The sequence below is a fragment of the Paracoccus sp. SMMA_5_TC genome (assembly GCF_009696685.2).
In the GTDB taxonomy this organism is placed as follows: Bacteria; Pseudomonadota; Alphaproteobacteria; order Rhodobacterales; family Rhodobacteraceae; genus Paracoccus.
Genome location: NZ_CP102355.1, coordinates 2286010 through 2311627 on the forward strand (window position 1 = coordinate 2286010; position 25618 = coordinate 2311627).

The 25618-nt window shown below is 63.3% G+C and carries 23 protein-coding genes; 16 read left to right on the forward strand and 7 right to left on the reverse strand.

What is annotated here, in order from left to right; genetic code table 11:
* Positions 1-46 precede the first annotated feature (46 nt).
* Complete coding sequence (locus GB880_RS11850; protein WP_154494181.1) at positions 47-712, forward strand: SDR family NAD(P)-dependent oxidoreductase; 666 nt, start codon at positions 47-49, stop codon at positions 710-712.
* Here GB880_RS11850 and GB880_RS11855 read toward each other — a convergent pair.
* Positions 697-2133: a cobyric acid synthase gene (locus GB880_RS11855; protein ID WP_154494182.1), complete on the reverse strand. Its 1437-nt coding sequence runs from the start codon at positions 2131-2133 to the stop codon at positions 697-699. The genes GB880_RS11850 and GB880_RS11855 overlap by 16 nt on opposite strands.
* A 55-nt stretch (positions 2134-2188) precedes the next feature.
* On the opposite strand from GB880_RS11855, the gene secG reads away from it, so the two are divergent.
* The 11 genes from secG to GB880_RS11910 all read left to right on the forward strand — a co-directional run bounded on the left by secG (position 2189) and on the right by GB880_RS11910 (position 11657).
* Positions 2189-2677, forward strand: a complete 489-nt coding sequence (secG, locus tag GB880_RS11860) for a preprotein translocase subunit SecG (RefSeq protein WP_263467156.1) — start codon at positions 2189-2191, stop codon at positions 2675-2677.
* A 144-nt stretch (positions 2678-2821) separates the two neighbouring features.
* Entirely contained in the window at positions 2822-4465 is a 1644-nt protein-coding gene (locus GB880_RS11865) for a CTP synthase (protein WP_154493378.1), read from the forward strand.
* An 85-nt stretch (positions 4466-4550) separates the two neighbouring features.
* Complete coding sequence (locus tag GB880_RS11870; RefSeq protein WP_263467157.1) at positions 4551-4979, forward strand: hypothetical protein; 429 nt, start codon at positions 4551-4553, stop codon at positions 4977-4979.
* Between the two features lie 60 nt (positions 4980-5039).
* Complete coding sequence (gene ppk2 / locus GB880_RS11875) at positions 5040-5948, forward strand: polyphosphate kinase 2 (protein WP_154493374.1); 909 nt, start codon at positions 5040-5042, stop codon at positions 5946-5948.
* A 77-nt stretch (positions 5949-6025) separates the two neighbouring features.
* Positions 6026-6487, forward strand: coding sequence for a tellurite resistance TerB family protein (locus GB880_RS11880; protein ID WP_154493372.1), 462 nt, complete (start codon positions 6026-6028; stop codon positions 6485-6487).
* An 88-nt stretch (positions 6488-6575) separates the two neighbouring features.
* Positions 6576-7373, forward strand: a complete 798-nt coding sequence (locus tag GB880_RS11885; protein WP_154493370.1) for an ABC transporter ATP-binding protein — start codon at positions 6576-6578, stop codon at positions 7371-7373.
* Positions 7374-7392: 19 nt separating this feature from the next.
* Positions 7393-8124, forward strand: coding sequence for a transporter substrate-binding domain-containing protein (locus GB880_RS11890; RefSeq protein ID WP_154493368.1), 732 nt, complete (start codon positions 7393-7395; stop codon positions 8122-8124).
* 66 nt (positions 8125-8190) lie between these two features.
* Positions 8191-9069, forward strand: coding sequence for an ABC transporter permease (locus GB880_RS11895; protein ID WP_154493366.1), 879 nt, complete (start codon positions 8191-8193; stop codon positions 9067-9069).
* Positions 9066-9893 carry an ABC transporter permease gene (locus tag GB880_RS11900; RefSeq protein ID WP_154493364.1) on the forward strand — a complete coding sequence of 276 codons (828 nt, stop codon included), beginning with the start codon at positions 9066-9068 and terminating at the stop codon, positions 9891-9893. The genes GB880_RS11895 and GB880_RS11900 overlap by 4 nt, the downstream gene beginning before the upstream one ends.
* A gap of 3 nt (positions 9894-9896) precedes the next feature.
* Complete coding sequence (locus GB880_RS11905; RefSeq protein ID WP_154493362.1) at positions 9897-11228, forward strand: glutamine synthetase family protein; 1332 nt, start codon at positions 9897-9899, stop codon at positions 11226-11228.
* Positions 11229-11390: 162 nt separating this feature from the next.
* Positions 11391-11657: a hypothetical protein gene (locus GB880_RS11910; protein WP_154493360.1), complete on the forward strand. Its 267-nt coding sequence runs from the start codon at positions 11391-11393 to the stop codon at positions 11655-11657.
* Between the two features lie 56 nt (positions 11658-11713).
* Here the strand turns inward: GB880_RS11910 and GB880_RS11915 are convergent, their stop codons facing one another.
* The 4 genes from GB880_RS11915 to GB880_RS11930 form a co-directional block, all read right to left on the reverse strand.
* Complete coding sequence (locus GB880_RS11915; RefSeq protein WP_154493358.1) at positions 11714-13153, reverse strand: NAD(P)(+) transhydrogenase (Re/Si-specific) subunit beta; 1440 nt, start codon at positions 13151-13153, stop codon at positions 11714-11716.
* Between the two features lie 10 nt (positions 13154-13163).
* Positions 13164-14738 carry a Re/Si-specific NAD(P)(+) transhydrogenase subunit alpha gene (locus GB880_RS11920; protein ID WP_263467158.1) on the reverse strand — a complete coding sequence of 525 codons (1575 nt, stop codon included), beginning with the start codon at positions 14736-14738 and terminating at the stop codon, positions 13164-13166.
* Positions 14739-14946: 208 nt separating this feature from the next.
* Positions 14947-17094, reverse strand: a complete 2148-nt coding sequence (locus tag GB880_RS11925) for a malate synthase G (protein WP_154493354.1) — start codon at positions 17092-17094, stop codon at positions 14947-14949.
* A gap of 179 nt (positions 17095-17273) precedes the next feature.
* Positions 17274-17858 carry a hypothetical protein gene (locus GB880_RS11930; protein WP_154493352.1) on the reverse strand — a complete coding sequence of 195 codons (585 nt, stop codon included), beginning with the start codon at positions 17856-17858 and terminating at the stop codon, positions 17274-17276.
* 151 nt (positions 17859-18009) lie between these two features.
* On the opposite strand from GB880_RS11930, the gene pepN reads away from it, so the two are divergent.
* Together pepN and GB880_RS11940 are read left to right on the forward strand one after the other, a co-directional pair.
* A complete protein-coding gene (gene pepN / locus GB880_RS11935; RefSeq protein WP_154493350.1) occupies positions 18010-20559 on the forward strand; it encodes an aminopeptidase N in 2550 nt (849 codons plus the stop codon).
* A gap of 70 nt (positions 20560-20629) precedes the next feature.
* On the forward strand, positions 20630-21514 hold the full coding sequence (locus GB880_RS11940; RefSeq protein WP_229774364.1) for a 1-acyl-sn-glycerol-3-phosphate acyltransferase: 885 nt from the start codon (positions 20630-20632) through the stop codon (positions 21512-21514).
* An 18-nt stretch (positions 21515-21532) separates the two neighbouring features.
* Here GB880_RS11940 and proB read toward each other — a convergent pair whose 3' ends face one another.
* A complete protein-coding gene (proB, locus tag GB880_RS11945) occupies positions 21533-22645 on the reverse strand; it encodes a glutamate 5-kinase (protein ID WP_263467159.1) in 1113 nt (370 codons plus the stop codon).
* Positions 22633-23667, reverse strand: coding sequence for a GTPase ObgE (obgE, locus tag GB880_RS11950; RefSeq protein WP_263467160.1), 1035 nt, complete (start codon positions 23665-23667; stop codon positions 22633-22635). The genes proB and obgE overlap by 13 nt, the downstream gene beginning before the upstream one ends.
* Positions 23668-23805: 138 nt before the next feature.
* On the opposite strand from obgE, the gene GB880_RS11955 reads away from it, so the two are divergent.
* Together GB880_RS11955 and GB880_RS11960 are read left to right on the forward strand one after the other, a co-directional pair.
* On the forward strand, positions 23806-24138 hold the full coding sequence (locus GB880_RS11955; protein WP_442793778.1) for an SMR family transporter: 333 nt from the start codon (positions 23806-23808) through the stop codon (positions 24136-24138).
* A gap of 60 nt (positions 24139-24198) precedes the next feature.
* Complete coding sequence (locus tag GB880_RS11960) at positions 24199-25614, forward strand: protein adenylyltransferase SelO (RefSeq protein WP_154493342.1); 1416 nt, start codon at positions 24199-24201, stop codon at positions 25612-25614.
* The last annotated feature ends 4 nt before the right edge of the window (positions 25615-25618 follow it).

Here is a 25618-nt window from a genome sequence, read left to right on the forward strand (position 1 = left end):
GGGTTGGGGCCTTGCGCATGGCACGGGCTGGTGCGAAATCGGCAGCATGAGCGAACATGACAAGATCGCGCTGATCACCGGCGCTTCGCGCGGACTTGGTGCCGCATTGGCCGAAAACCTTGCCGGTCGGGGCTGGCATGTGCTGGCAGTGGCGCGCACCGCCGGCGCGCTGGAGGAGTTGGACGACCGGGTGCGACGCGCGGGCGGATCGGCGACGCTGGCGCCCATGGACGTAGGCAATGCCCAGGCCATGGTGCAGATGGCCGAGGCGGTGATGTCGCGCTGGGGCGGGCTGGACCTCTGGGCGCATTGCGCCATCCATGCAGCACCCCTGTCGCCGGCCGGGCATATCGATGCCAAGGATTTCCAGAAATCGGTCGATCTGAACATCGTCGCCACCCGCGGCCTGATCGCCCTGATCGAGCCCTTGCTGCGAGCGCGCCAGGGCACGGCGCTGTTTCTGGACGATCAGCGTGCGGGACAGAAATTCTTTGGTAGCTACGGCGCCACCAAGGCCGCCCAGATCGCCCTGGCCCGCAGTTGGCAGGCCGAGAACGCGACGCTGGGTCCGCGCGTGGTCATTGCCCAGCCAGGGCCGATGCCCACCGCGCTGCGCGCCCGCTTCTTTCCAGGCGAGGATCGCGCCCAATTGAGCGATTGCCACACCGAGGCAGGGCGGATTCTGGACCAGATGCTTCAGCCCGCCAGCTGAAACAGCCTGTCCACGTCAAGATGTCGCGCCAGGTGATCGGCCAAGGCGTCCAGCACCTGATCGACACCGGCCTCATAGGAAAGCGCGGATACCGCGCCATGGCTCGCCAGCCAGGCCGCGCGAAAGTCGTCGCTGGCGAACAGCCCGTGCAGATAGGTGCCGGCCACGCGGCCATCGGCACTGACCGCGCCATCGGCTTCGGGAATATGGGCAAAGGGCCGGGCGCAATCCGGCCCGTTCGTGCGACCCATGTGAATTTCATAGGCGGCGACAGGCTGGCCAAGGGCGCGCCCCTGCACCCGCACCAGACGCTTTTCCGCCGCCATATGGGTTTCGACATCCAGCAACCCCAGGCCCTGATCGCTGCCCGGTGATCCGTCATGGCCCTGGGGGTCGTGAATCATCCGCCCCAGCATCTGATAGCCGCCGCAGATGCCAAGGACGCTGCCCCCCCGCCGCAGATGCGCGGCAAGGTCGATGTCCCAGCCCTGCGCGCGCAGAAACGCCAGATCGCCCCGGGTCGATTTCGTGCCGGGCAGAATCACCACATCCGCGTCGCCCGGCAGCGCCCTGCCCGGCGGCACCATCGTCAGCCGCACCCCCGGCTCGGCGGCCAGCGGGTCGAGATCGTCAAAATTGGCGATCCGCGACAGCATCGGGCACGCCACATGCAGGCCGCCGCGCTCGCCGCGGGTGCGGGACAGATCGACCGCATCCTCGGCAGGCAGGCGCGCGGCGGCGTCGAACCACGGTACCAGCCCAAGGTCCGGCCAGCCGGTGCGCTCGGAGATAAAGGCGCGGCCGGCATCGAACAACGCCGGGTCGCCGCGAAAGCGGTTGACGATGAAGCCGCGGATCATCGCCGCATCCTCGGGGGCGATGACTGCCTGCGTGCCGACGATCTGGGCGATCACCCCACCGCGATCGATATCGCCCACCAGCACCACCGGCACCTGCGCGGCGCGGGCAAAGCCCATGTTGGCGATGTCGCGGGGCCGCAGATTGACCTCGGCCGGGCTGCCGGCGCCCTCGACCAGCACCAGTTGATGGCGGCGGCGCAAATGCCGGTAGCTGTTCAGCACCGCCTGCATCAGCTGCGCCTTCAGCCCGGCATAATCCGCGGCTTGCGCCCGCCCCTGCGCCCTGCCCTGCACGATCACCTGCGCGGCGCGGTCGGTTTCGGGCTTCAGCAGCACGGGGTTCATGTGCACGCTGGGCTCCAGCCCGGCCGCGCGTGCCTGCAGCGCCTGGGCCCGGCCGATTTCCCCGCCATCCGCGGTGACGGCGGCATTGTTGGACATGTTCTGCGGCTTGAACGGTGCCACGTCGATTCCCTGCCGCCGCGCCAGCCGGCATAATCCCGCCACCAGCAGCGATTTGCCCACATTCGAGCCGGTCCCCTGGATCATCAGCGCGCCCAACGCCCACCCCCGCTTGCCAATCCTGCCCTTGGTGACTAGATAGGCGCGTCGCTGAATGAAAGGCCCCGTGGTGGAAAACATCATCCTGACCGTGCATCTGATCCTGGCCGTTCTGTTGATCGGAGTGGTGCTGCTGCAACGGTCCGAGGGTGGTGGCTTGGGCATGGGCAGCGGTGGCGGTGGTGTGATGACCGGCCGTCAGGCGGCGAACGCCCTGTCGCGCCTGACCTGGATCTTTGCCATCGGCTTCATCATCACCTCGATGACGCTGACGGTCATCGCCGCGCGCGGGGCCTCGACCGGCTCGATCGTGGATCAGCTGGGGCTGGGTGGCGCAGCCCAGTCGGGCAGCAACACCAACATGCCGTCGCTGGGCGATTACGCGCCGCCCCCGGGCGCGGGACAGCCGCTGCTGCCCGGCGCGGGTCAGCCTCTGACCCCCGCAGCCCCGTCAGCCCCCGCCAGCGAGGCACCCGCAGCCCCGGCGCCCGCAGCGCCGCAGCCGGCAGCCAGCGGCGACACCCCGGCAGCCGGCACGAACTGAACCTACAGCTTGGGGCGCGCAACGCGCCCCTTACAACAAATAGCGGTCCGTTGCGGCCACGGGACAAATCGGATAAACATCAAGTCCCGTGATACCGCCCAGATTCGGGCCGCGATTCCTATTTGATTCATCACGGGGGCCCCGATGGCGCGCTATATCTTCATCACCGGCGGTGTGGTTTCTTCTTTGGGCAAGGGGCTGGCATCGGCGGCGCTGGGGGCGCTGCTGCAAGCGCGGGGATACACGGTGCGGCTGCGCAAGCTGGACCCCTATCTGAATGTCGATCCCGGCACGATGTCGCCTTTCGAGCATGGCGAAGTCTTTGTCACCGACGACGGCGCCGAAACCGACCTGGACCTGGGCCATTACGAACGCTTCACCGGCGTATCCGCACGCAAGACCGATTCGGTTTCGGCCGGGCGCATCTACTCGAACGTGCTGGAAAAGGAGCGCCGCGGCGCCTATCTGGGCAAGACCATCCAGGTCATTCCGCATGTTACCAATGAAATCAAGGACTTCCTTGCCATCGGCGAGGATGAGGTCGATTTCATGCTGTGCGAGATCGGCGGCACGGTCGGCGATATCGAAGGTCTGCCGTTCTTCGAGGCGATCCGCCAGTTCGCCCAGGAACGCCCGCGCGGGCAGTGCATCTTCATGCATCTGACCCTGTTGCCCTATCTGGCGGCCTCGGGCGAACTCAAGACCAAGCCCACGCAGCATTCGGTCAAGGAGTTGCGCTCGATCGGGTTGCAGCCCGATGTGCTGGTCTGCCGCAGCGAACATCCGATCCCGGAAAAGGAACGGGCCAAGATCGCGCTGTTCTGCAACGTGCGCCCCGATGCGGTTATTCCCGCCTATGATCTTACCTCGATCTACGAGGCGCCGTTGGCCTATCACCGCGCAGGGTTGGATCAGGCGGTTCTGGATGCCTTCCAGATCAGCCCCGCGCCCCGCCCCGACCTGAGCCGATGGGAAGATGTCATGGACCGGTTGACCAATGCCGAAGGTCAGGTGCGCATCGCCGTGGTCGGAAAATACACCCAGCTCGAAGATGCCTATAAATCAATAGCCGAGGCGCTGACGCATGGCGGCATGGCCAATCGTGTGCGCGTCAAGGCCGATTGGGTCGACAGCGAGAAGCTGGAGGGCGAAGGCGCCCATCTGCTGGACGGCTACAACGGCATCATCGTGCCCGGCGGGTTTGGCGAGCGCGGCACTGAGGGCATGGTGGCGGCGGCGCGCTATGCCCGGGAAAAGAAAGTGCCCTATCTGGGAATCTGCCTTGGCATGCAAATGGCTGTCATCGAAGCGGCGCGCAATCTGGCCGACATGCCCGACGCAGGTTCCGAGGAATTCGACCACGAGGCCGGAGAGACCCGCTTTACCCCGGTCGTCTACCATCTGAAGGAATGGGTGCAGGGAAATTACACCGTCCAGCGCAAGCTTACCGATGACAAGGGCGGCACCATGCGGCTGGGCGCCTATACGGCGGTGCTTCAGCCCGGTTCGCGCATTTCCGAGGTCTATGACGGGGCGCTCGAGATCGAGGATCGCCACCGTCACCGATATGAGGTTGACGCGCGATATCGTGAAAAGCTCGAGGCGGCCGGTCTGCGCTTCTCGGGAATGTCGCCCGATGGTCGGTTGCCCGAGGTGGTGGAATACCCCGATCACCCTTGGTTCATTGGCGTGCAGTCGCATCCGGAACTGAAATCCAAACCTTTCGCACCCGCCCCCCTGTTCGCAGGATTCGTTCGGGCCGCGATGGAAAACGAACGGCTGGTCTGAGATCGCAAATATCCCCATACTTGCGCAGCAAGTGACAACGGGGATTGCGGCCATGCGCCTTGCCTGCGCGTTAACGATATCCTGTGTGGCGGCAGCGACGGCCCTTCAGGCCGACGCACCGCTGTTCGTGATCCGGCAAGGCGACCTGCCTTTCGATCTGGGGCCCGGCGCCCCGCAAAATCAGCCGGCACGTCCGTCGAACTCACCCCATGCGGCTGCTAATTCGGCCGCGAATGCCGCCAACCGTTCGACGACCTACGCAAACTCGCCAACCAACCCGGCCAATGAGCGTCGGGTGATCTACACCGCCCGGGGCGAGGTTGTGGGCTATTATGCGGCCAATGGCGCTGGCGTGCTTAACCTGTTCGATCTTGGCGGTCGGCGTGTTGCCTATCGCCCGCGCGGCAGCAAGAGTCTGTTCTCGGCAGACGGACGCTGGTGCGGCACGGTCGCTGCCGCGCAAGGCGGCGGATTTGCCTTTGGGATGACGGCTGAATGCGCCCGCCGCTTCTGAGCGACACGGCGTTGTCACATTTCGCGGCTACACCGGCCAGGACTGCGCAGAGGTGCAAGGATGCGGGACGAAACCCCGAACGACTGGCTTGAAGCCGAACTGGAAAACACGCTCGACGAAGATTACGAAATCGAGCTCGAGGACGCGATCCTGTCGCAGGAAATCGCCCGCATCTATCGCGACACCCACCCAGGACAGATGCCGCGCGCGACCTACTTCCGCGAATTGCTGCGCCTGCAGTCGGAACTGATCCGGCTTCAGGACTGGGTCAGCTACACAAAGGAAAAAGTCGTCGTCATCTTTGAAGGTCGTGACAGCGCCGGCAAGGGGGGCGCGATCAAGCGCATCACCCAAAGACTCAATCCCCGCGTCTGCCGCGTGGTGGCGCTGCCGGCCCCCTCGGACCGTGAAAAGACACAATGGTATTTCCAACGCTACGTGCCGCATTTGCCGGCGGGCGGCGAAATCGTCCTTTTCGATCGCAGCTGGTATAATCGCGCCGGGGTCGAACGGGTCATGGGGTTTGCAAGCGAAGATCAGGTCGAGCAGTTCTTCAACGACGTGCCCGAATTCGAGCGTATGCTGGTGCGGTCCGGCATCCGGTTGGTAAAATACTGGTTTTCCATTACCGATGAGGAACAGCAGATGCGCTTTCTGATGCGTATTCACGATCCTCTGAAGCAATGGAAACTTTCACCGATGGACCTGCAATCCCGGGTGCGCTGGGAGGATTACACCAAAGCCAAGGAGGAAATGTTCGAGCGCACGAACATTCCCGAGGCGCCGTGGTATATCGTGCCGGGCAATGACAAGAAACGCGCCCGCCTGAACTGCATCGCGCATCTGCTGTCCCTGATTCCGTATGAAGATGTTCCGCATGAAGAGGTGCGGCTGCCCGATCGCGTGTTCAATCCCGATTACGAACGCGAGGTTCTGCCCCCGGAACTCTATGTGCCGCAACGTTACTAGTCTGCCGGTTGCCATTCCGTGCATAGTCGCAATACTGCGGTATTCACTTTATACCCTGGTATTCGATCGCACCGGCCATGTTCCGAAATCTGCTTAGCCGCCTATTTACCGACTGCCCCCAACCCGCCAGCTTGACCGCCCAGGATGCCGAGGTTGCGGTGGCCGCGCTGCTGGTGCGGCTGGCGCGCGCCGACGATCACTATGGTGAAGCGGAACGGCAACGGATCGACCAGATACTGATGCGACGCCGGGGTCTGGACGCAGTCCAGGCTGCCGAGCGCCGCGCCGCGGCCGAAATGATCGAGGCAGAGGCACCCGACACTGTGCGGTTTACGCGCAGCATCAAGGACAGGATCGATCTGACTGATCGCAATGACATTCTGATGGCTCTGTGGCAGGTTGCCTATGCCGACGGTCGCCGCGACCAGGACGAAGAAAGTTTCGTCAGGTTGGTGGCCGGACTGCTGGGTATTGCCGACAGGGATTCGGCGCTGGCGCGCCAACGTGCCCTGGAACAGCTGGGACTGCCCCCGGCGTGACAGAACCCTTGCCGCCGATCTGCCGCCTGACTGGAAAGCCAGTTACGAAAGCGTTGCAATCGCGCGGCAAATATCGCCTGATACCGGCATGAGTCAGTCAGATCTTCCTGCCGCTGCCGATAAACCGGTGATCGAAATTCGCGACCTTCACAAGGCCTATGGCCCGCTGGAGGTCATCAAGGGCGTCAGCCTTCGTGCGCCGCGCGGTCATGTCATCAGCCTGATCGGCTCTTCGGGATCGGGAAAATCGACCTTGCTGCGCTGCTGCAACCTGCTCGAGGACAGTCAGTCGGGCGATATCCTGTTCGAGGGAGAGCCCGTGCGCTGGCGCGGAAGCGGCCACGGCCGTGTTCCGGCGGATCGCGCCCAGGTCACGCGCCTGCGCACAAATCTGTCCATGGTGTTTCAGCAGTTCAACCTGTGGTCGCATATGACCATCCTGCAAAACGTGATGGAAGCACCCGTTCATGTCCTGCGCCGCGACCCCGGTGAGGTCGAGGTCCGCGCGCGCAGACTGCTGGACAAGGTCGGGATTGGCGACAAGGCCGAATCATGGCCGGCACAATTGTCGGGCGGCCAGCAGCAACGCGCCGCCATCGCACGCGCCCTGTGCATGGAGCCCAAGGCGCTGTTGCTGGACGAGCCGACCAGTGCGCTGGATCCCGAATTGCAGCAAGAGGTCGTCAAGGTCATCAAGGATCTGGCAGCCGAACATCGCACCATGCTGCTGGTGACGCATGACATGCGGCTTGCCGCCGATGTCAGCGATCACGTCGTCTTTCTGCACCAGGGCCGGATCGAGGAAGAGGGTCCGCCCGGGCAGCTTTTTGGCGCACCGCGCTCGGATCGGTTGCGCCAGTTTCTAAGTGCCACAATGGCCGAATAAAACCGACAGGAGAGGATGAATGAAGACAATCGTGTTTGCCGCCGCAGCCGTCGCGCTCAGCGCCGGGATGGCCCTGGCGCAGCCGGTGCGCATCGCCACTGAGGGCGCCTACCCTCCCTACAATCTGGTGAACGATCAGACTGGTCAGGTCGACGGCTTCGAGATCGAGCTTGGCAACGAACTTTGCAAACGTGCGCAACTGGAATGCACCTGGGTGAAGAACGATTGGGATTCGATCATTCCGAACCTGAACAGCGCCAACTATGACGCCATCATGGCCGGCATGAGCATCACCGAAGAGCGCAAGAAATCGGTAGCCTTTACGCAGAACTACATGCCGCCCAATCCCTCGGCCTATGCGGCACCATCTGCGGATGTGGATATCACCAAGGGCGTGGTCGCGGCTCAGACCAATACCATTCAGGCGCAGCACGTGGCCGAATCCGGGGCCGAGCTGATGGAATTTGCCACACCCGACGAAGCTGTCGGCGCGGTGCGCAATGGCCAGGCCGAAGCGGTCTTTGCCGACAAGGACTTTCTGGCCCCGGTCGTCGAAGAGTCCGGCGGTGCGCTGGTCTGGGTAACGGGACAGGACAATGTGCCCCTGGGTGAAGGCATCGGCATGGCCCTGCGGCAGTCGGACACCGAGCTCAAGGACAAGTTCGACGCAGCCATCACCTCGATGAAAGAGGACGGATCGCTGAACGAACTTATCAAGAAATGGTTCGGCGAAAGGTCGCTGCTGTTCTGATCGATAGCTACCGACAGACCTGAATGCCCCTTCCGCGGCAGCGGGCGGGGCCCCACGGAGTGATCCATGTTCGCCTCTTGCGCCGATCCGAAAACCCTGGAAGGCCTGTCCTGGCTGCTGTGCTACCTGACATCGGGCAAGCATATGCTGTTCTATGTCTCCTTCGGAACCGTATTGCTTTTGCTGGCGATAACCGCGCCGGCGGCGTTGCTGTTCGGATTCGGCGGCGCGATGGCCTCTCGCTCGCGCATCGCGCCCTTGCGCTGGCTGGGAAAGCTCTACACTTCGATGGTGCGGGGTGTTCCCGACATCATCTTCTTCCTCTTTGTGCCGATTGCGCTGGATCAGGGTTTTGAGTGGTTGCGTTCCCGCATCTATTGTGATCCATCGGTGCCGGTGCGCCAAGGCCATGAATTCATTGTCTGCCCGATGGCCAAGTTGCCGTTGTCCACCGCGCCGGAATGGGTGCATCAGTTCTATGGCATCGTGCTGGCGATCGTGGCTTTTGCCATTGTTTTCGGCGCATTTGCCGCGAATGTCCTTTACGGCGCGATGAACGCGGTGCCGCGGGCGCAGCTGGAAACCGCCGAAGCCTATGGCATGACTCAACGACAGGTGAACCGACGAATCCTGATCCCGCAGATGTGGACCTATGCCCTGCCCGGCCTGGGAAACCTGTGGATGATCCTGATCAAGGCGACGCCGTTGTTGTTCATTCTGGGGGTCGAAGACATCGTTTACTGGGCGCGCGAATTGGGCGCGGCCAAGACCAGCGCCTATGCCTATCCCCATCCGGATTGGCGGCTGTATTATTTCCTGGCCATTCTGGTGTTCTATCTGCTCATGACCTGGGGATCCGAGCGAATCCTGGACCGGTTGCGCCGACGCCTTTCGGCCGGACAGGCCACCATGGCCGGTGAAGCAATGCGAAAGGCGGCGCAATGAACACATGTCTGCAAACCTTGCAGGATTACGGATTGCGCGCCATCGGCATCGGAGAACGGATGCTGCCGCGCACCGGCTTTACGCTCTGCGAGCAGATGACGCTGATCGGCTCGGGGCTGATCTGGAACGTCTATTTCGCTGTCATGGCGCTGGCCTTCGGTTTCTTCCTTGCCAATGCCGTGGCGCTGGCGCGGCTCAGTCCGCTGCCCTGGCTGCGCAAGCCCGCGGAATGGTTCATCTTTGTGTTTCGCGGCAGCCCGCTGTTCATCCAGTTCTTCCTGGCTTACGAGGCGCTTGTGCAGCTGCCCCGCGCAGGGATCGATGTGTTCGGAATTACTGTCCAGACCGGCTGGATGACACGGGCATGGGCCGGGGCGCTGCTGGTCCTCATTCTTAACACCACCGCCTATTCCGCCGAGATATTCTATGGCGCGCTGCGCAACCTGCCAAAGGGCGAACTCGAGGCTGCCGATGCCTATGGCATGACTGGATGGACGCGTTACCGACGCGTGGTCTGGCCCAATGCCATGCGGCTAGCCTGGCCTGCCTATACCAACGAGGCGATATTCCTGTTTCACGCCACCACGCTGGTGTTCTTTTCAAGCTTTCCCGCATTCCAGCAACGCGGAGACGCACTGTATTATGCCAATTATTTCGCCGACAAGACGTTCAACCCCTTTATCGCCTATCCCATCGTCGCGGCATATTTCGTGCTGCTGACGCTGGTGCTGATTGCACTTTTCGGAATAGTCAATCGCAGATTGAACCGCCATTTACCGGGCGCAATCCGAAAAATTCGCTACCGACCCAATCTAGTCAGGTGATCCATGGACTGGCTGCTCGAGCATCCCGACGTCAAGACTATCCGCGTTGCCGCCGCTGACCTGAACGGCGTCGCTCGAGGCAAGCGCATTCCGGCACGTTTTGCCGACAAGTTGCTGACCGAGGGCACAAAATTTCCGTTTTCGGTCCTGAATATGGATATCTGGGGCGAGGATATCGAGGACAGCCCCCTGGTATTTCAGGCCGGCGACCCCGACGGTCTGCTGTTGCCGACCGAGCGCGGCTTCATGCCAATGCCATGGCTAGAGGCCCCTACCGCTCTGCTACCCCTATGGATGTTCCATCCTGACGGCAGACCCTATGAAGGCGATCCCCGCCAGGCACTTGCACGGGTGGTCGATCGATACAAGGCAGCGGGCCTGACCCCCGTTGTCGCAACCGAGCTCGAGTTCTTCCTGATCGATGATTCCGGTGGTCAGTTGCGCGTTCCTCCGTCTCCGCGATCGGGCAAACGCCGCACGGGCGCCGAAACGCTGAGTCTGCGGGCGCTGGATGCGTTCGACCGCTTTTTCACGGCGCTTTACGATGCCTGCGAAGCCATGGACATTCCCGCTGACACCGCCATTTCCGAGGCGGCACCGGGGCAGTTCGAAATCAACCTGATGCACCAGGCGGATCCGCTGAAGGCCGCCGATGATTCGTGGCTGTTCAAGCTGTTGGTCAAGGGGCTGGCGCGGCAATACGGTTTTGCCGGTTCCTTCATGGCCAAGCCCTACGAAGCCTGGAACGGCTCGGGCATGCATATGCATTTTTCGGTGCTGGACCAGCGGGGGCGCAACATCTTTGACAATGGTGGCGATGAAGGAACCGAGCAGTTGCGTCACGCGGTGGCCGGTTGTCTTGCCGCGATGCCCGGATCAACCCTGCTTTTTGCGCCGCACGAGAATAGCTATGATCGTCTGGTGCCCAATGCCCATGCCCCTACGGGCATCGGTTGGGCCTATGAAAATCGCACGTCAGCGATTCGCATACCCTCTTCCGGCCCCAAGGCACGCAGGATCGAACATCGGGTCGCAGGCGGTGACGTGAACCCCTATCTGACGGTGGCCGCGGTCCTAGGCGCGGCGCTGAATGGCCTTGAGGACAAGATCGAGCCCCCGCCGCCGATTCAGGGCAATGCCTATGAGCAAGGGTTGGCGCAATTGCCGGCGACCTGGGGTGAAGCCATCGACGCGTTTGCCGGATGTGCGCAGATCAAGCGTATATTTCCTGCCCATCTGATCGAGAACTTTGTCATGACCAAGCGTCAGGAGTTGCGCTACATGGCCGAGCTTTCAGATGAGGAAACGGTTGAACTTTATCTTGATACTGTCTGAAATCCGGTAATTTTTTTTGGAAACTCCTGCAGCCGTGACTCTCAGTGCGACTGCGGGCTCCTGTCTGCTCGAATGTGACAGTCGCCTGTTCAAAAGGTCAGATACCGATTTTCCCCGGTCCGAACTAATAATTTTAATAGAATGTTCGTTACCGAGTTCTCGATGTATCTGCCGCCCATCATCCATGATTCCCTGATAGATCCGACCGAGACCGAGGGCTGGGTGCCCGGCAGCATCGAAACCGTGCTGCGGTTTCGGCCGCAGTCGCGCTGGCAGGCAGGTATCATTGCCAACGGGTCCACACGCTCCCAATCACTGGCCACGCGTTGCGTGATGCTGATTCCGCGCAAGGGCAGACGAACCTGCAAGCTTGCCTTGCATCCCCAACTCCCAACCGACGTGGTGAAATCGATGCTGGACGCAATCTGACAGTAAAAGGGCGGATCTCGCGATCCGCCCTTTGCTGCTGGTTGGCGTTTGGTCCGCTAATCGATCAGCGGCAGAAGGCTGTCGATCGACTTTTTGGCATCGCCATAGAACATCCGGGTATTTTCCTTGTAGAACAGTGGGTTCTCGATCCCGGAATAACCCGTTCCCTGCCCGCGCTTGCTGACGAACACCTGCTTGGCCTTCCAGACCTCCAGCACCGGCATGCCGGCAATGGGGCTGTTCGGATCTTCCTGCGCAGCCGGATTTACGATGTCGTTCGACCCGATGACGATAGCCACATCGGTATTGGGGAAATCTTCGTTGATTTCGTCCATCTCCAGCACGATATCGTAGGGCACCTTGGCCTCGGCCAGCAGCACGTTCATATGGCCTGGCAGACGGCCGGCGACCGGGTGGATGGCAAAGCGGACATTCTTGCCCTTGGCGCGCAGCTTGCGGGTCAGCTCGCTGACCGATTGCTGGGCCTGTGCCACCGCCATGCCGTAACCGGGAACGATGATGACCTCATCTGCATCGTTGAGCGCCGCGGCGACAGATTCGGCGTCGATGGCAATCTGTTCACCCTCGATTTCCATCGCCGGCCCGGTCTCGCCGCCGAAGCCGCCCAGGATCACGCTGATGAAATTGCGATTCATCGCCTTGCACATGATATAGGACAGAATGGCACCCGACGAGCCGACCAGCGCCCCGACCACGATCAGCAGATCATTGCCCAGGGTAAAGCCGATGGCCGCTGCCGCCCAGCCCGAATAGCTGTTCAGCATCGACACGACGACCGGCATGTCGGCACCGCCAATGCCCATGATCAGGTGGTAGCCGATGAAAAAGGCCAGCAAGGTGATCAGCAGCAGCCACAACACCGGCGCACCCACGGTGCAGTACAGCACCACAGCCAGCAGCGACAGCGCCGCGGCGCCCGCGTTGAGCATGTGCCCGCCGGGCAGTTTGCGCGGCTTGCCGTCAATCTTGCCCGCCAGCTTGCCGAAGGCCACGACCGAGCCGGTAAAGGTCACCGCGCCGATGAATACGCCCAAGGCCACCTCGACCTTCAGCATGGCGATTTCGGCCGGGGTCTTGTGGGCCAGCACCGCGGCAAAGCCGTGGAATTCCGCCGCCGCATCGGCAGCACGGGCGCGCAGCACGCGCGACAGCTCGAACTGCGCGTTGAAGCCGATCAGAACCGCGGCCAGGCCGACCAGGCTGTGCATAGCCGCGACCAGTTGTGGCATTTCGGTCATCTGCACCCGCTGTGCCACGACCCAGCCGATGGCACCGCCGATGGCCAGCATGACAAGGGTCAGCCCCCAGTTGCCATAACCCGGCCCGATCAGCGTGGCGACGACGGCCAGTGCCATGGCGACGATGCCGTACCAGACCGCGCGCTTGGCACTTTCCTGTCCCGACAGGCCGCCCAGCGACAGGATGAACAGAACCGCAGCAACGACATAGGCGGCGGTGGTGAATCCGTATTCCATCGCCTTCTCCTTACGATTTCTGGAACATGGCCAGCATCCGGCGCGTGACCAGGAAGCCGCCAAAGATGTTGACGCCGGCCATCAGCACCGACAGCGCCGCCAGAAACACCACCAGCCACGAGCCCGAACCGATCTGCAGCAGCGCGCCGACGATGATGATGGACGAAATCGCATTGGTGATCGCCATCAGCGGCGTGTGCAGCGAATGGCTGACGTTCCAGATCACCTGGAAGCCGACAAAGACAGCCAGCACAAAAACGATGAAATGCGACAGGAAGCTGGCCGGTGCGAACATGCCGACCAGCAGCATCAGCAGCGCCCCGGCGCCCAGCAAGGTCACCTGCGATTTGGTTTGCGCCTTGAAGGCGGCAATTTCCTGGGCCCGCTTTTCTTCGGGCGTCAATTCCTTTGGCTTTTCCTTGGGCTTGGCCGCAGCGATGGCCTGAACCTTGGGCGGCGGCGGCGGCCAGGTTACATCGCCGTCATGCGTCACGGTGGCGCCACGGATGACATCGTCCTCCATGTTGTGGACCAGAACCCCATCCTTGCCGGGGGTAAGGTCGGCCAGCATGTGGCGAACGTTGTTGCCGTAAAGCTCCGAGCTTTGCGCAGCCATTCGCGACGGGAAATCGGTATAACCGATAATGACCACGCCATTCTCGGTAACGATGCGTTCGTCCGGCACGGTCAGATCGCAGTTGCCGCCACGTTCCGCTGCAAGATCGACGATGACTGATCCCGGCTTCATGCTGTGCACCATGTCCTCGGTCCACAGTTTCGGCGCTGGACGACCGGGAATCAGTGCGGTGGTGATCACGATGTCCATGTCGGGCGCAAGCTCGCGGAATTTCTTCAGCTGTGCTTCGCGGAATTCCGGACTTTGCGGCGCAGCATAGCCGCCGGTGGCGGCGCCGTCCTGGCTTTGATCGGTAAAGTCCAGATAAACGAACTCGGCGCCCATCGACTCGATCTGTTCGGCAACTTCGGGACGCACGTCGAAGGCATAGACCTGCGCCCCCAGGCTGGTCGCCGCCCCAATCGCAGCCAGACCGGCGACGCCTGCGCCCACGATAAGCACCTTGGCCGGCGGCACCTTGCCCGCGGCGGTCACCTGCCCGGTAAAGAAGCGACCGAAATTGTTGGCTGCCTCGATCACGGCCCGATAGCCGGCAATATTGGCCATCGACGACAGCGCATCCATTTTCTGCGCGCGCGAAATGCGCGGCACCATGTCCATGGCAATGGTGGTGATGCCCTGTTCGCGCGCCAGTTCGAGCAGGTCGGGGTTCTGAGCGGGCCAGAAATGTGCAATCAGCGTCTGGCCCCGTCGCATCTGCTTGAGTTCCGAGGCAGTGGGCGGACGAACCTTGACCACCACATCGACGGCAGCAATCAGCGCGGCGGCGTTGGGATGCACCCTGATCCCGGCCGACTGATAGGCGGAATCCGAAAATCCGGCTCGGGCGCCTGCTCCGGATTCTATGTGCACCTCATGGCCCAGCTTGACGAGATGGGCGGCGGACGAGGGGGTTATGGCGACCCGCGCCTCTCCCTCATTGCTCTCTTTCAAAGCGCCGATCTTCACGAGGCGATCTCCCCTGTTAGCGACTTTCTGCGTTCACATAGCACCGCGCAATAATCTTTCACAAGGCTGTGACGCAGCTATCGATCCGTAAAAGACACGGACGAAAGGCGCAAAGGTCGAAAACGTTGCGGCGGTGCAGCATGTGCGGATGCGAAAACCCCGCCCGCAATCTGCGGACGGGGGGCGGTGATTCCCGAATGTCTGCACCTCAGGCAGCCAGGCGTGCGCCCTGCTGCTTGACCTGCAGGCGGCGGGCATGCAGCAGTGGCTCGGTATAGCCCGAGGGCTGCGCCCGGCCCAGGAATACCAGATCGCAGGCCGCCTGGAACGCCGCGCCGTCAAAGCCGGGCGCCATCGGACGATAGTGCGGGTCATGGGCGTTCTGACCATCGACAATGGCAGCCATCTTGCGGAAGCTGTCCATCACCTGCTGCTGGCTGACGATGCCATGATGCAACCAGTTGGCCAATGCCTGCGCAGAAATGCGCAAGGTCGCCCGGTCCTCCATCAGCCCGACGTTGTTGATGTCGGGCACCTTGGAACATCCAATTCCCTGATCGATCCAGCGAACGACATAGCCCAGGATACCCTGGCAGTTGTTTTCAAGTTCCCGGGCGATGTCCTCGGGGGTATAACGCCGGTCGCCGCACAAGGGGATGGTCAGCAGATCGTCCAACCGCGATGGGCGTCGCATTGCCGCGATTTCCGCCTGACGGGCCTTGACATCGACGCGATGGTAATGGGTCGCGTGCAACGTTGCCGCCGTCGGGCTGGGCACCCAGGCCGTGCTGGCACCGGCCAAAGGATGCGCGATCTTCTGTTCCAGCATCGCGGCCATGCGGTCGGGGATTGCCCACATGCCCTTGCCGATCTGCGCCTTGCCGGCCAGGCCGCAGGTCAGACCGATATCGACGTTGCGGTCCTCATAGGCCGAGATCCAGGGCTGCGACTTCATCTCGCCCTTGGCCAGCAACGGTCCAGCCTCCATCGAGGTATGGTATTCATCGCCTGTCCGGTCAAGGAAACCGGTGTTGATGAAGGCAACCCGGTGGCGCGCCGCACGGATGCATTCCTTGAGATTGACCGAGGTGCGGCGTTCCTCGTCCATGATGCCCAGCTTGACGGTGTGACGCGGCAGGCCCAGCGTGTCCTCGACGAAGTCCAGCGTCTCGCAGGCGAAGGCGACCTCTTCGGGTCCGTGCATCTTTGGTTTGACGACATAGATCGACCGGGTTGCCGAATTGCCCGTGCCCTCGCGGTTCAGGTCGCGCATCGCACACAGGACCGTCACCATCGCATCCAGCAGGCCTTCAAAGACCTCGTTGCCATCACGGTCCAGCACCGCCGAGGTGGTCATCAGATGGCCGACGTTGCGCACCAACAGCAAGGCGCGGCCCTTGACGGTGGCCGGCTGGCCGTCAGGCGCGGTGAAAGTGACATCCGGGTTCAGGCGGCGGGTAAAGGTTTTCCCCGCCTTCGTCACGGATTCGGTCAGGCTGCCGTCCATCAGGCCCAGCCAGTTGCCATAGGCCAGCGCCTTGTCGGCACCATCCACGCAAGCCACCGAATCCTCGCAATCGATGATCGCCGACAAGGCCGATTCGATCACGATATCCGCGATGCCGGCGCGATCCTGTGCCCCGACCGGAGCTTCAGGGTCGATCACGATGCGAATGAACAGACCGTTATTCTTCAGGAACACGCTGTTCGGCCGGGCGGCGTCACCTTCGTGGCCTGCGAACCCGGTTGGGTCGCGCAAGGCGGGCACAAGGTTTCCTGAACGCACAGACAGCCCCTGCACATCGGTCCACGAACCCTCGGCAAGCGGCACCGCATCATCCAGGAACTGCCGACCCCAGGCGATCACTCGGGCGCCGCGCGCAGCATCATATGCCCCGGCCGGAGGCAGATCGCCCAGCGCGTCCGTGCCATAGAGCGCGTCATAAAGGCTGCCCCAGCGTGCGTTCGCGGCATTCAGCACGTAGCGCGCGTTCGTGACAGGCACGACAAGTTGCGGTCCCGCCAGGATGGAAAATTCGGGATCCGTGGCCGGGGTGTCGATGCGAAAATCCGGGCCTTCTGGAACGATGTAGCCGATCGAGCTCAGGAACTCGCGGTATGCAACCGTATCCACAGCGGCGCCCTGGTGGCTAACATGCCAGGCGTCGATCTGGGCCTGCAATTCCTCGCGCCGCTGCAGAAGCGCCCTGTTGCGGGGGGCAAAATCATGCAGCAACCGCGAAAGCCCTTCCCAGAAACGATTTGGCGCAACGCCGCTGCCGGGCAATGCTTGCTCGTCGATGAACCTTGCCAGCGCGCCATCGACCCGCAGACCCGCCTTTTCCACGCGTCCCATGCAGCAATCCTTTCTGCTATTCCGTCATGGTCAGTTTGGTGTGCGGTGGTATGCCAATGGTCACGGGGGTTCAACACCCGCGCCATTCAATAATTCGATGATACAGCTGCAAGAAAAATTTGAAAAACCGCCGCCCTTTGCGGGACGGCGGTTTCATGCGTCAAAGAAGCGAAGCTAGATCAGTTGTTCGCAGGCGGCGTGGTCGTGGTGGTTGCCGGCTCTTCGACAGTGATCGCATTGTCCACGGCCTCGGCAGCGTCATTTGCAGCCTCTGCCGCGGCATTGGCCGCACTGTCGGCGGCGGCGCCCGCGGCGTCGACGGCATCCTTCGCCGCCTCGCCCGCTGCATCAGCCGCATTCTCGGCTGCCGTGGCTGCATCCTGCGCAGCTTCGGTCACGGCATTGCCGGCGGCATCGGCGGCATTCTCGGCTGCGGTGGCGGCATCGCTGGCAGCCTCGCCAGCCGCTTCGGCCGCGTTATCGGCAGCCGTTGCCGCATCCTGTGCGGCCTCGGCGGCAGGCGTTTCTGCGGGAACCGTCGTCGTCACCGCAGCATCTTCACCCGTCGTGGTGACAGCATCACGCCCCATGAAATACTGCAGGACAAAGTAGGCAATCGCCAAGGCCAGAAGAATACCGATGATCAGCGGCAGCGGCGATGCACGACGCTCTACCGGCGCGACATAAGGCTCGGGCCGGGCGGCAGGCTGATGCGGGTCGGTGCTTTCAGTGCGGCGGGGATCGTTCGGGTCGTAGTTGGCCATCGCATGGTCCTCGTTTCTGAATTAGCGGTCTTGCCGTCCGGCCGTGTCGGGGATGCCCCTGTCTTGCGACCCGGCTATACACCGTCTAACACTTCGGTTTCACACAAGTTCCCAAGCTAGCGATTTTTTCTGCTCGCGCGAAAGGTGAAAAATGACCGTCACGCAATATCTTTCCGACTGGCGCCCCTATCCGTTCGCCATTTCCCGGACGCGGCTGGAATTTGTGCTGCATCCGACCGAAACCCGGGTGCGGTCCTGGATCGATTTCGAGCGGCGGGGTGACGGGGATCTGGTCCTGGACGGCGCGGGGTTGACCACGCTGTCCCTGTCCATCGATGACCGGCCGCTGTCGCCGGAGCTGATCGATGCCGAGAACCGCAGCCTGACGATTCCCGCCGCAGAGCTGCCCGAACGCTTCACCTTCTCGGCCGAGGTGCAGATCGATCCGCAGTCGAATACCGCCCTTGAAGGGCTGTATCTGTCAGGCGGCATCTTCTGCACCCAATGCGAGGCCGAAGGTTTTCGCCATACCACCTGGTATCCGGACCGTCCCGATGTGATGGCACCCTTCCATGTGACCATCCACTCGACGATGCCGGTGCTGCTGTCGAACGGCAACCCCGTGTCGCGCGATGGCAACACGGCCGTCTGGCACGACCCATGGCCCAAGCCCGCGTATCTGTTCGCCTTGGTCGCCGGTGATCTGCGCGCCGTCAGCGACAGCTTTACCACCATGTCGGGCCGCAAGGTGGCGCTGAACGTCTGGGTCCGCCCGGGGGACGAGGATCGCGCCGGCTATGCGCTGGAAAGCCTGATCCGCTCGATGCGGTGGGACGAGCAGGTTTATGGTCGCGAATACGATCTCGATGTTTTCAATATCGTCGCCGTCGATGATTTCAACATGGGCGCGATGGAAAACAAGGGGTTGAACATCTTCAACTCGAAACTGGTGCTGGCCAGCGCCGAAACCGCCACCGATCTGGACTATGAACGGATCGAGGCGGTGATCGCGCATGAATATTTTCACAACTGGACCGGCAACCGCATCACCTGCCGCGACTGGTTCCAGCTGTGCCTGAAAGAGGGGCTGACCGTATTCCGCGACCAGCAGTTCACCAGCGACATGCGCTCTGCCGCGGTCAAGCGGATTTCCGATGTCCAGACGCTGCGCGCGCGCCAGTTCCGCGAGGATGCCGGACCGCTGGCCCATCCGCCGCGCCCCGACCACTATCAGGAAATCAACAATTTCTACACCGCCACCGTTTATGAAAAGGGTGCCGAGGTGATCGGCATGCTCAAGCGTCTGGTGGGCGATCAGGCCTATCGTCAGGCACTCGACCTGTATTTCAGCCGCCACGACGGTCAGGCCTGCACCATCGAGGACTGGATCAAGGTGTTCGAGGACACGACCGGCCGCGACCTGCGCCAGTTCAAGCGTTGGTATACCGACGCCGGCACGCCGCAGTTGTCGCTGTCCGAGGACTGGCGCGACGGCACCTTGACGCTGAATTTCAGCCAGCACATCGACCCCACCCCGGGCCAGTCCGAAAAGCCGCCGCGGGTCATCCCGATTGCGGTGGGGCTGATCGGCCCGAATGGCGACGAGGTGGTGCCGACCACGGTGCTGGAAATGACGGACACCAGGCAAAGCTTCAAGTTTTCCGGCCTGGGCGCGCGTCCCGTGGTGTCGCTGCTGCGCGGGTTTTCGGCCCCGGTTACGGTCGCGCGCGAAATCACGGCGGCCGAACAGGCATTGCTGCTGGCCCATGACACCGACCCTTATGCGCGCTGGCAGGCAGGGCATGATCTCGCGCTGGACGCCCTGATCGCCGAGGCCCAGGGCCAGGGCGCAGACAGCGCGCTTGCCGATGCCCTGGGCGGGGTGCTGGACGATTCCGGCCGCGACCCCGCCTTTGCCGCGCTGTGCCTGACGCTGCCGGGTGAGGAAGAGGTCGCCACCACCATCGCAGCCCGCGGCGCGGTGCCCGATCCCGATGCTATCCACCAGGCGCGCGAAGGCCTGGCCCGCCGGATTGCCGAACAGCATCGGGCGGCGCTGGCGCGGATCTATGATGACACTGCCGCCACGGGGCCCTATCGCCCCGATGCCGAAGGCGCGGGCCGCCGCAGCCTGCGCCTTGCCTGCCTGGGCTATCTGTCGCGCATCGACGGGGCCGAGCGGGCGGCGGCGCTGTTCGACAGCGCCGGCAACATGACCGAAACCCAAGGGGCGCTCGAATGCCTGATCGCCGCCGGGCGCGCCGATCAGGCATTGGCACGGTTTGCCGATCGGTTCCGCGACAACCGGCTGGTGATGGACAAGTGGTTCATGGTCCAGCCCCTGCGCAGCGACCCCGCCCAGGCGACAGAGCGCGCCCGCGCCCTGGCCGCGCGCGACGATTTCGACTGGAAGAACCCGAACCGGTTCCGGGCGCTGATTTCCGGCCTGACCGCCAATCATGCCGCCTTTCACGCCGCCGATGGCGCGGGTTACGATTTTGTCGCCGAATGGCTGATGCGGCTTGATCCGGTGAACCCGCAGACGACGGCGCGGATGTGTTCGGCCTTTGAAACATGGACGCGCTACGACGCCAACCGCCAGCAGCACGCGCAAGCGGCGCTGCGGCGGCTGGCCGGGTTGCCGGGGCTTTCGCGCAACACCGCCGAAATGGTCACGCGTATTCTTGCCGCCGCCGGCTAGACGCCCACAAACCACCCTTGCGGGCGCCAATGGCCATGGCAATACTGCGCCCATGAACGCCCGCGAGGATATGAAATCACGCATCGATCCGCTGATCGCCGAGCGGGCGCCCTGGCTTTTTTCAGGCCGCCTGACCCATGACCTGGCACGGCGCGGTTTGATGTGGTTGCTGCGCTATTCCCAGACATTGGATCTGGCCGAGGAATATCGCGACCTGCCCGCCCCTGAGATCCTGCGCCGGATTGCGCAGATCATCATGCGCGACATTCGGGTTTCGGGCCTGGAACACCTGCCCGCGCATGGACCGGCGCTGATTGTCGCGAACCACCCCACCGGCATTGCCGATGGAATCGTTCTGAACGCCGTCATCTCGGCCGTGCGCGATGATCTGTTCATTTACGCCAACCACGATATCCTGCGCATCCTGCCCCAGTTCCATTCGGTCATTGCACCGGTGGAATGGCGACTGGAAAAGCGTTCCCACGCCAAGACGCGCGTCACCATGGACTACACGCGCGAGGCTTTGGCTCAGGGGCGCATCGGCTTGATCTTTCCCTCGGGGCGGCTGGCCAAGCGACGCGGGCTGACCTTGCACGAACGGCCATGGATGGCCAGCGCGGCGATGATTGCACGCAAGTTCGATGTGCCGGTGGTTCCGCTGCGTATCCGGTCGCGCAATTCGGCGCTGTTCTATCTGCTGGATGCCATCCATCCAACGCTGCGCGATGTGACGCTGTTCAACGAAGTGCTGAACAAGGCCAGCCAGCCATTCCGCATCACCATCGGCGCGCCCATCGCCGCCCAATCCTTGCCGCCCCGCAGCGAGGACGGCATCGCCATGCTGCGCGATATCGTGCTGGGCCTGCCCGAGCCGGATGCCGAAGCGATGCGCATGGCGCGCCTGCTGCACCTGGCACAGCGCCGACCATTGGTTCCCGCCGCGCCAGCCGACTGAAGAATCAGCCAGGGTGGCCTAGACCACCATATCGTCGCGGTGGATCAGAGCCGCGCGGCCCGGATAGCCCAGGATTGCCTCGATCTCGTCGCTGCGATGGCCGGCAATGGCACGCGCCTCGGTCGAGGCATAGCGCACCAGACCGGATGCCAGTCTTGCCCCGGTTGGGTCCACAACTGCCACAGGATCGCCCCGGCCAAAGCGGCCGCTGATTGCCGTTACCCCAGCGGGCAACAGCGACTTGCCCTGGCGCAGTGCCTGCGCCGCGCCGGCATCGACGGTCAGTTCGCCCTTGGGCTTCATCGCCGCGATCCAACGCTTGCGCGCGACCTGCGGATCGGTGTCAGGCAGGAACCAGGTGACGCGGGCGCCTGCGGCCACTGCCTGCAACGGGTGCAAAACCGAACCCTCGGCGATGGCCATGGCACAGCCGCCCGCAACCGCGGTGCGCGCCGCCAGCAGCTTGGTTTTCATGCCGCCCTTGCTCAGCCCGGACACCGGATCGCCGCCCATAGCCTCGATCTCGGGGGTGATCTGTTCGACGACCGGCAGATGGCGGGCACCAGGGTCGGTCTTGGGGTTCGCGGTATAAAGCCCGTCCACATCCGACAGCAGCAGCAGCTGGTCGGCGCCGCAGGTCACGGCGATCTGCGCCGCCAGTCGGTCGTTGTCGCCAAAGCGGATCTCGTCCGTGGCGACGGTGTCGTTTTCGTTGACGATCGGCACGACCCCCAGCCCCAGCAGCGTCTGGATGGTGGCGCGGCTGTTCAGATAGCGGCGCCGGTCGCTGGTGTCGTCCAGCGTCACCAGTAGTTGCGCGGTGGTGACGCCATGCGGGGTCAGCGCCTCTTCATAGGCGCGGGCCAGGCGAATCTGGCCCACGGCGGCCGCGGCCTGCGACTGTTCCACCCGCAGCGGCCCCGCAGGCAGGCCCAGCACCTTGCGCCCCAGTGCAATCGCGCCCGAGGACACCAGCACCACATCGGTGCCCCGCGCCCGCGCCGCCGCCACGTCGTCGCACAGCGCCCGCAGCCAGGCACCGCGCAGCCCGCCATCATCGACCAGCAACGCCGAGCCGATCTTGACCACCAGCCGCCTTGCGCGGCCCAGTTCCGGGGTCACGGCTGCCACGGCTGATCGGTCCCCGGTTGTCCGGCCGGCTGGCGCGACGGTGCGATCTGCGCCCAAAGCGCGCGCAGCACCTCGGACACGCCCTGCCGCGACACACCCGACATCAGCAGCACCGGCCCGCCCACCTCGGCCTCAAGCGCGGCGCGCTTTTCGTCCAGCTCGTCGGCAGAGATGGCGTCGATCTTGTTCAGGGCAGTCACGCGCGGCTTTTCGGCAAGGGCCGGGGAATAGGCGGCCAGTTCATTCAGGATGGTGCGCGCGTCGGCGGCCACATCCTCGGCCGTGCCATCCACCAGATGCAGCAGCACGCGCGAGCGTTCGACATGGCCCAGGAACTGGTCGCCCAGCCCGCGTCCTTCGGACGCGCCCTCGATCAGCCCCGGAATGTCGGCCATCACGAATTCATGCCCGTCGATGCCGACCACTCCCAGGTTTGGGTGCAGCGTGGTAAAGGGATAATCCGCGATCTTGGGGCGCGCGTTCGACACCGCCGCCAGAAAGGTCGACTTGCCCGCATTGGGCAGCCCCAGCAAACCGGCATCCGCGATCAGCTTCAACCGCAGCCACAAGGTGCGTTCGACGCCAGGCTGACCCGGGTTGGCATGGCGCGGTGCGCGGTTGGTCGAGCTTTTGAAATGCAGGTTGCCGAACCCGCCGTTGCCGCCGCGGGCCAGCAGCACCCGCTGGCCGGGTGTCGTCAGATCGGCGACCAGCGTTTCCTGATCTTCTTCAAGGATCTCGGTTCCCACCGGCACGCGCAGCACCACATCGTCGCCCGAGGCGCCGGTGCGCTGCGACCCCATGCCATGACCGCCCGAACGCGCGAAGAAATGCTGCTGAAAGCGAAAGTCGATCAGCGTGTTCAGCCCCTCGACCGCTTCCGCCCAGACATCCCCGCCGCGGCCGCCGTCGCCGCCATCGGGGCCGCCGTATTCGATGAACTTTTCACGGCGGAAGGATACGCAACCTGCGCCCCCGCCGCCCGAGCGGACATAGACCTTGGCAAGATCGAGGAATTTCACGGTCGGCATCCTTTGAATTGCAAGCCTGTGGGATACGCATATCACGGCTGCGGTTCAAGGCAGCTTGACGTTCGATCCCGTGACTTTTCCGGCAAAAGCAGGCAACAAGATGCTGCAACCGACGGAGCGACCATGCCCATTCTGACCTATGCGATCCTGATGACGGCCATCACGCTGGAGGTGGTCGGCACCACCTTCCTGCAACGCAGCGAACAGTTCACCCGACTGCTGCCCACGCTGATGACAGGCATATGCTACGCAGGGTCGTTCTATTTCCTGTCACTGGTGCTGCGCCACATGCCGCTGGGTCTGGCCTATGCGATCTGGAGCGGCCTGGGCATCGTGCTGGTATCGGTGATCGGTCTGGTGGTCTTTGGGCAAAAGCTGGATCTGGCGGCAATCATCGGTCTGGGGCTGATCGTGGCCGGGGTGGTTGTGGTGAACCTTTTTTCGGGCAGCGTGACACATTAGCGCCGCTGCCCTTAAAATCCCGGCAATCGCGGTTAGATATGGTCGATAAGGAGGGCCGCGATGATCCGTTTTGACAACAGTTATGCCCGACTGCCGCAGGGGTTCTTTACCCGCACCCCACCAACCCCGGTCCGCGCGCCGTCCCTGGTCGCGCTCAACCGCCCCCTGGCCGACCGGCTGGGCCTGGACGCCGATTGGCTTGCCGGACCCGAGGGGCTGGCGATGCTCGCGGGTAACGCAGTCCCCCCCGGGGCCGAGCCGATCGCCCAGGCCTATGCCGGCCATCAGTTCGGCGGCTTCGTGCCACAGCTCGGCGACGGCCGCGCCGTGCTGCTGGGCGAGGTGGTCGCCCCCGACGGTGCCCGCTTCGACCTTCAGTTGAAGGGCTCGGGACCAACGCCATTTTCGCGCCGGGGGGATGGCCGGGCTTGGCTGGGGCCGGTGCTGCGCGAATATCTGGTCAGCGAATTCATGGCCGCGGTCGGCATTCCCACCACCCGGGCTCTTGCAGCCGTTGCCACCGGCGAAAAAGTGGTGCGCGAAACCTCGCTGCCAGGTGCGGTTCTGACGCGGATCGCGGCCAGTCATATCCGCATCGGCACCTTTGAATTCTACGCCGCGCGCGGCGATCATCAGCGGCTGCGGCTGCTGTGCGAACATGTGATCGCCCGCCATTATCCCGACGCCTCGGGCGCGGCGGACCTGTTGCAGCGCGTGGTCGAGCGTCAGGCCAGCACCATCGCCGGCTGGATGGCCCTTGGCTTTATCCATGGCGTCATGAACACCGACAACATGGCTGTTTCTGGCGAAACCATCGATTACGGCCCCTGTGCCTTCATGGATGATTATGCGCCGAACAAGGTGTTCAGTTCGATCGACGCCTATGGCCGCTATGCCTGGAACGAACAGCCGCGCATCGCTGTCTGGAACCTGGCGCAACTGGCCAGCTGCCTGGTGCCGCTGATGGGCAACGACGATCCCGCCGTGATCGAGGCCACACGCATTGTCCACAGCTTTCCGCAGCTTTACCAGCAGGAATGGCTGCGGCGCTTTGCCGCCAAGCTGGGCATTGCCGACCCCCGCCCCGAAGACCGCGACCTGATCGAATCGCTTCTGGAAAGGATGGCAAGCCAGGAGGTCGATTTCACCCGCTGCTTTGCCGGTCTTGCCGATGGGACGGCGCGGGCAGAGTTTCGGCAGCCGGAAAGGTTTGACGACTGGGCTGCGATCTGGCGGCAGCGGTTGGGACCAGCCGGGCCGGACCTTGCGCTGATGGCGCGCGCCAACCCGCGTCGCATCCCGCGCAACCACCGGATCGAGGCGGCTATCGAGGCGGCAAAGACCGGCGATTACACGCTCTTTCACGAATTGGACGCAGCCTTGCGTTCCCCCTTCGACGACAGGGCGGAATGGGATATGTTCGCCTTGGCGCCCCAGCCCGAAGAAATCGTCCGCCGCACATTCTGCGGCACCTGAACAT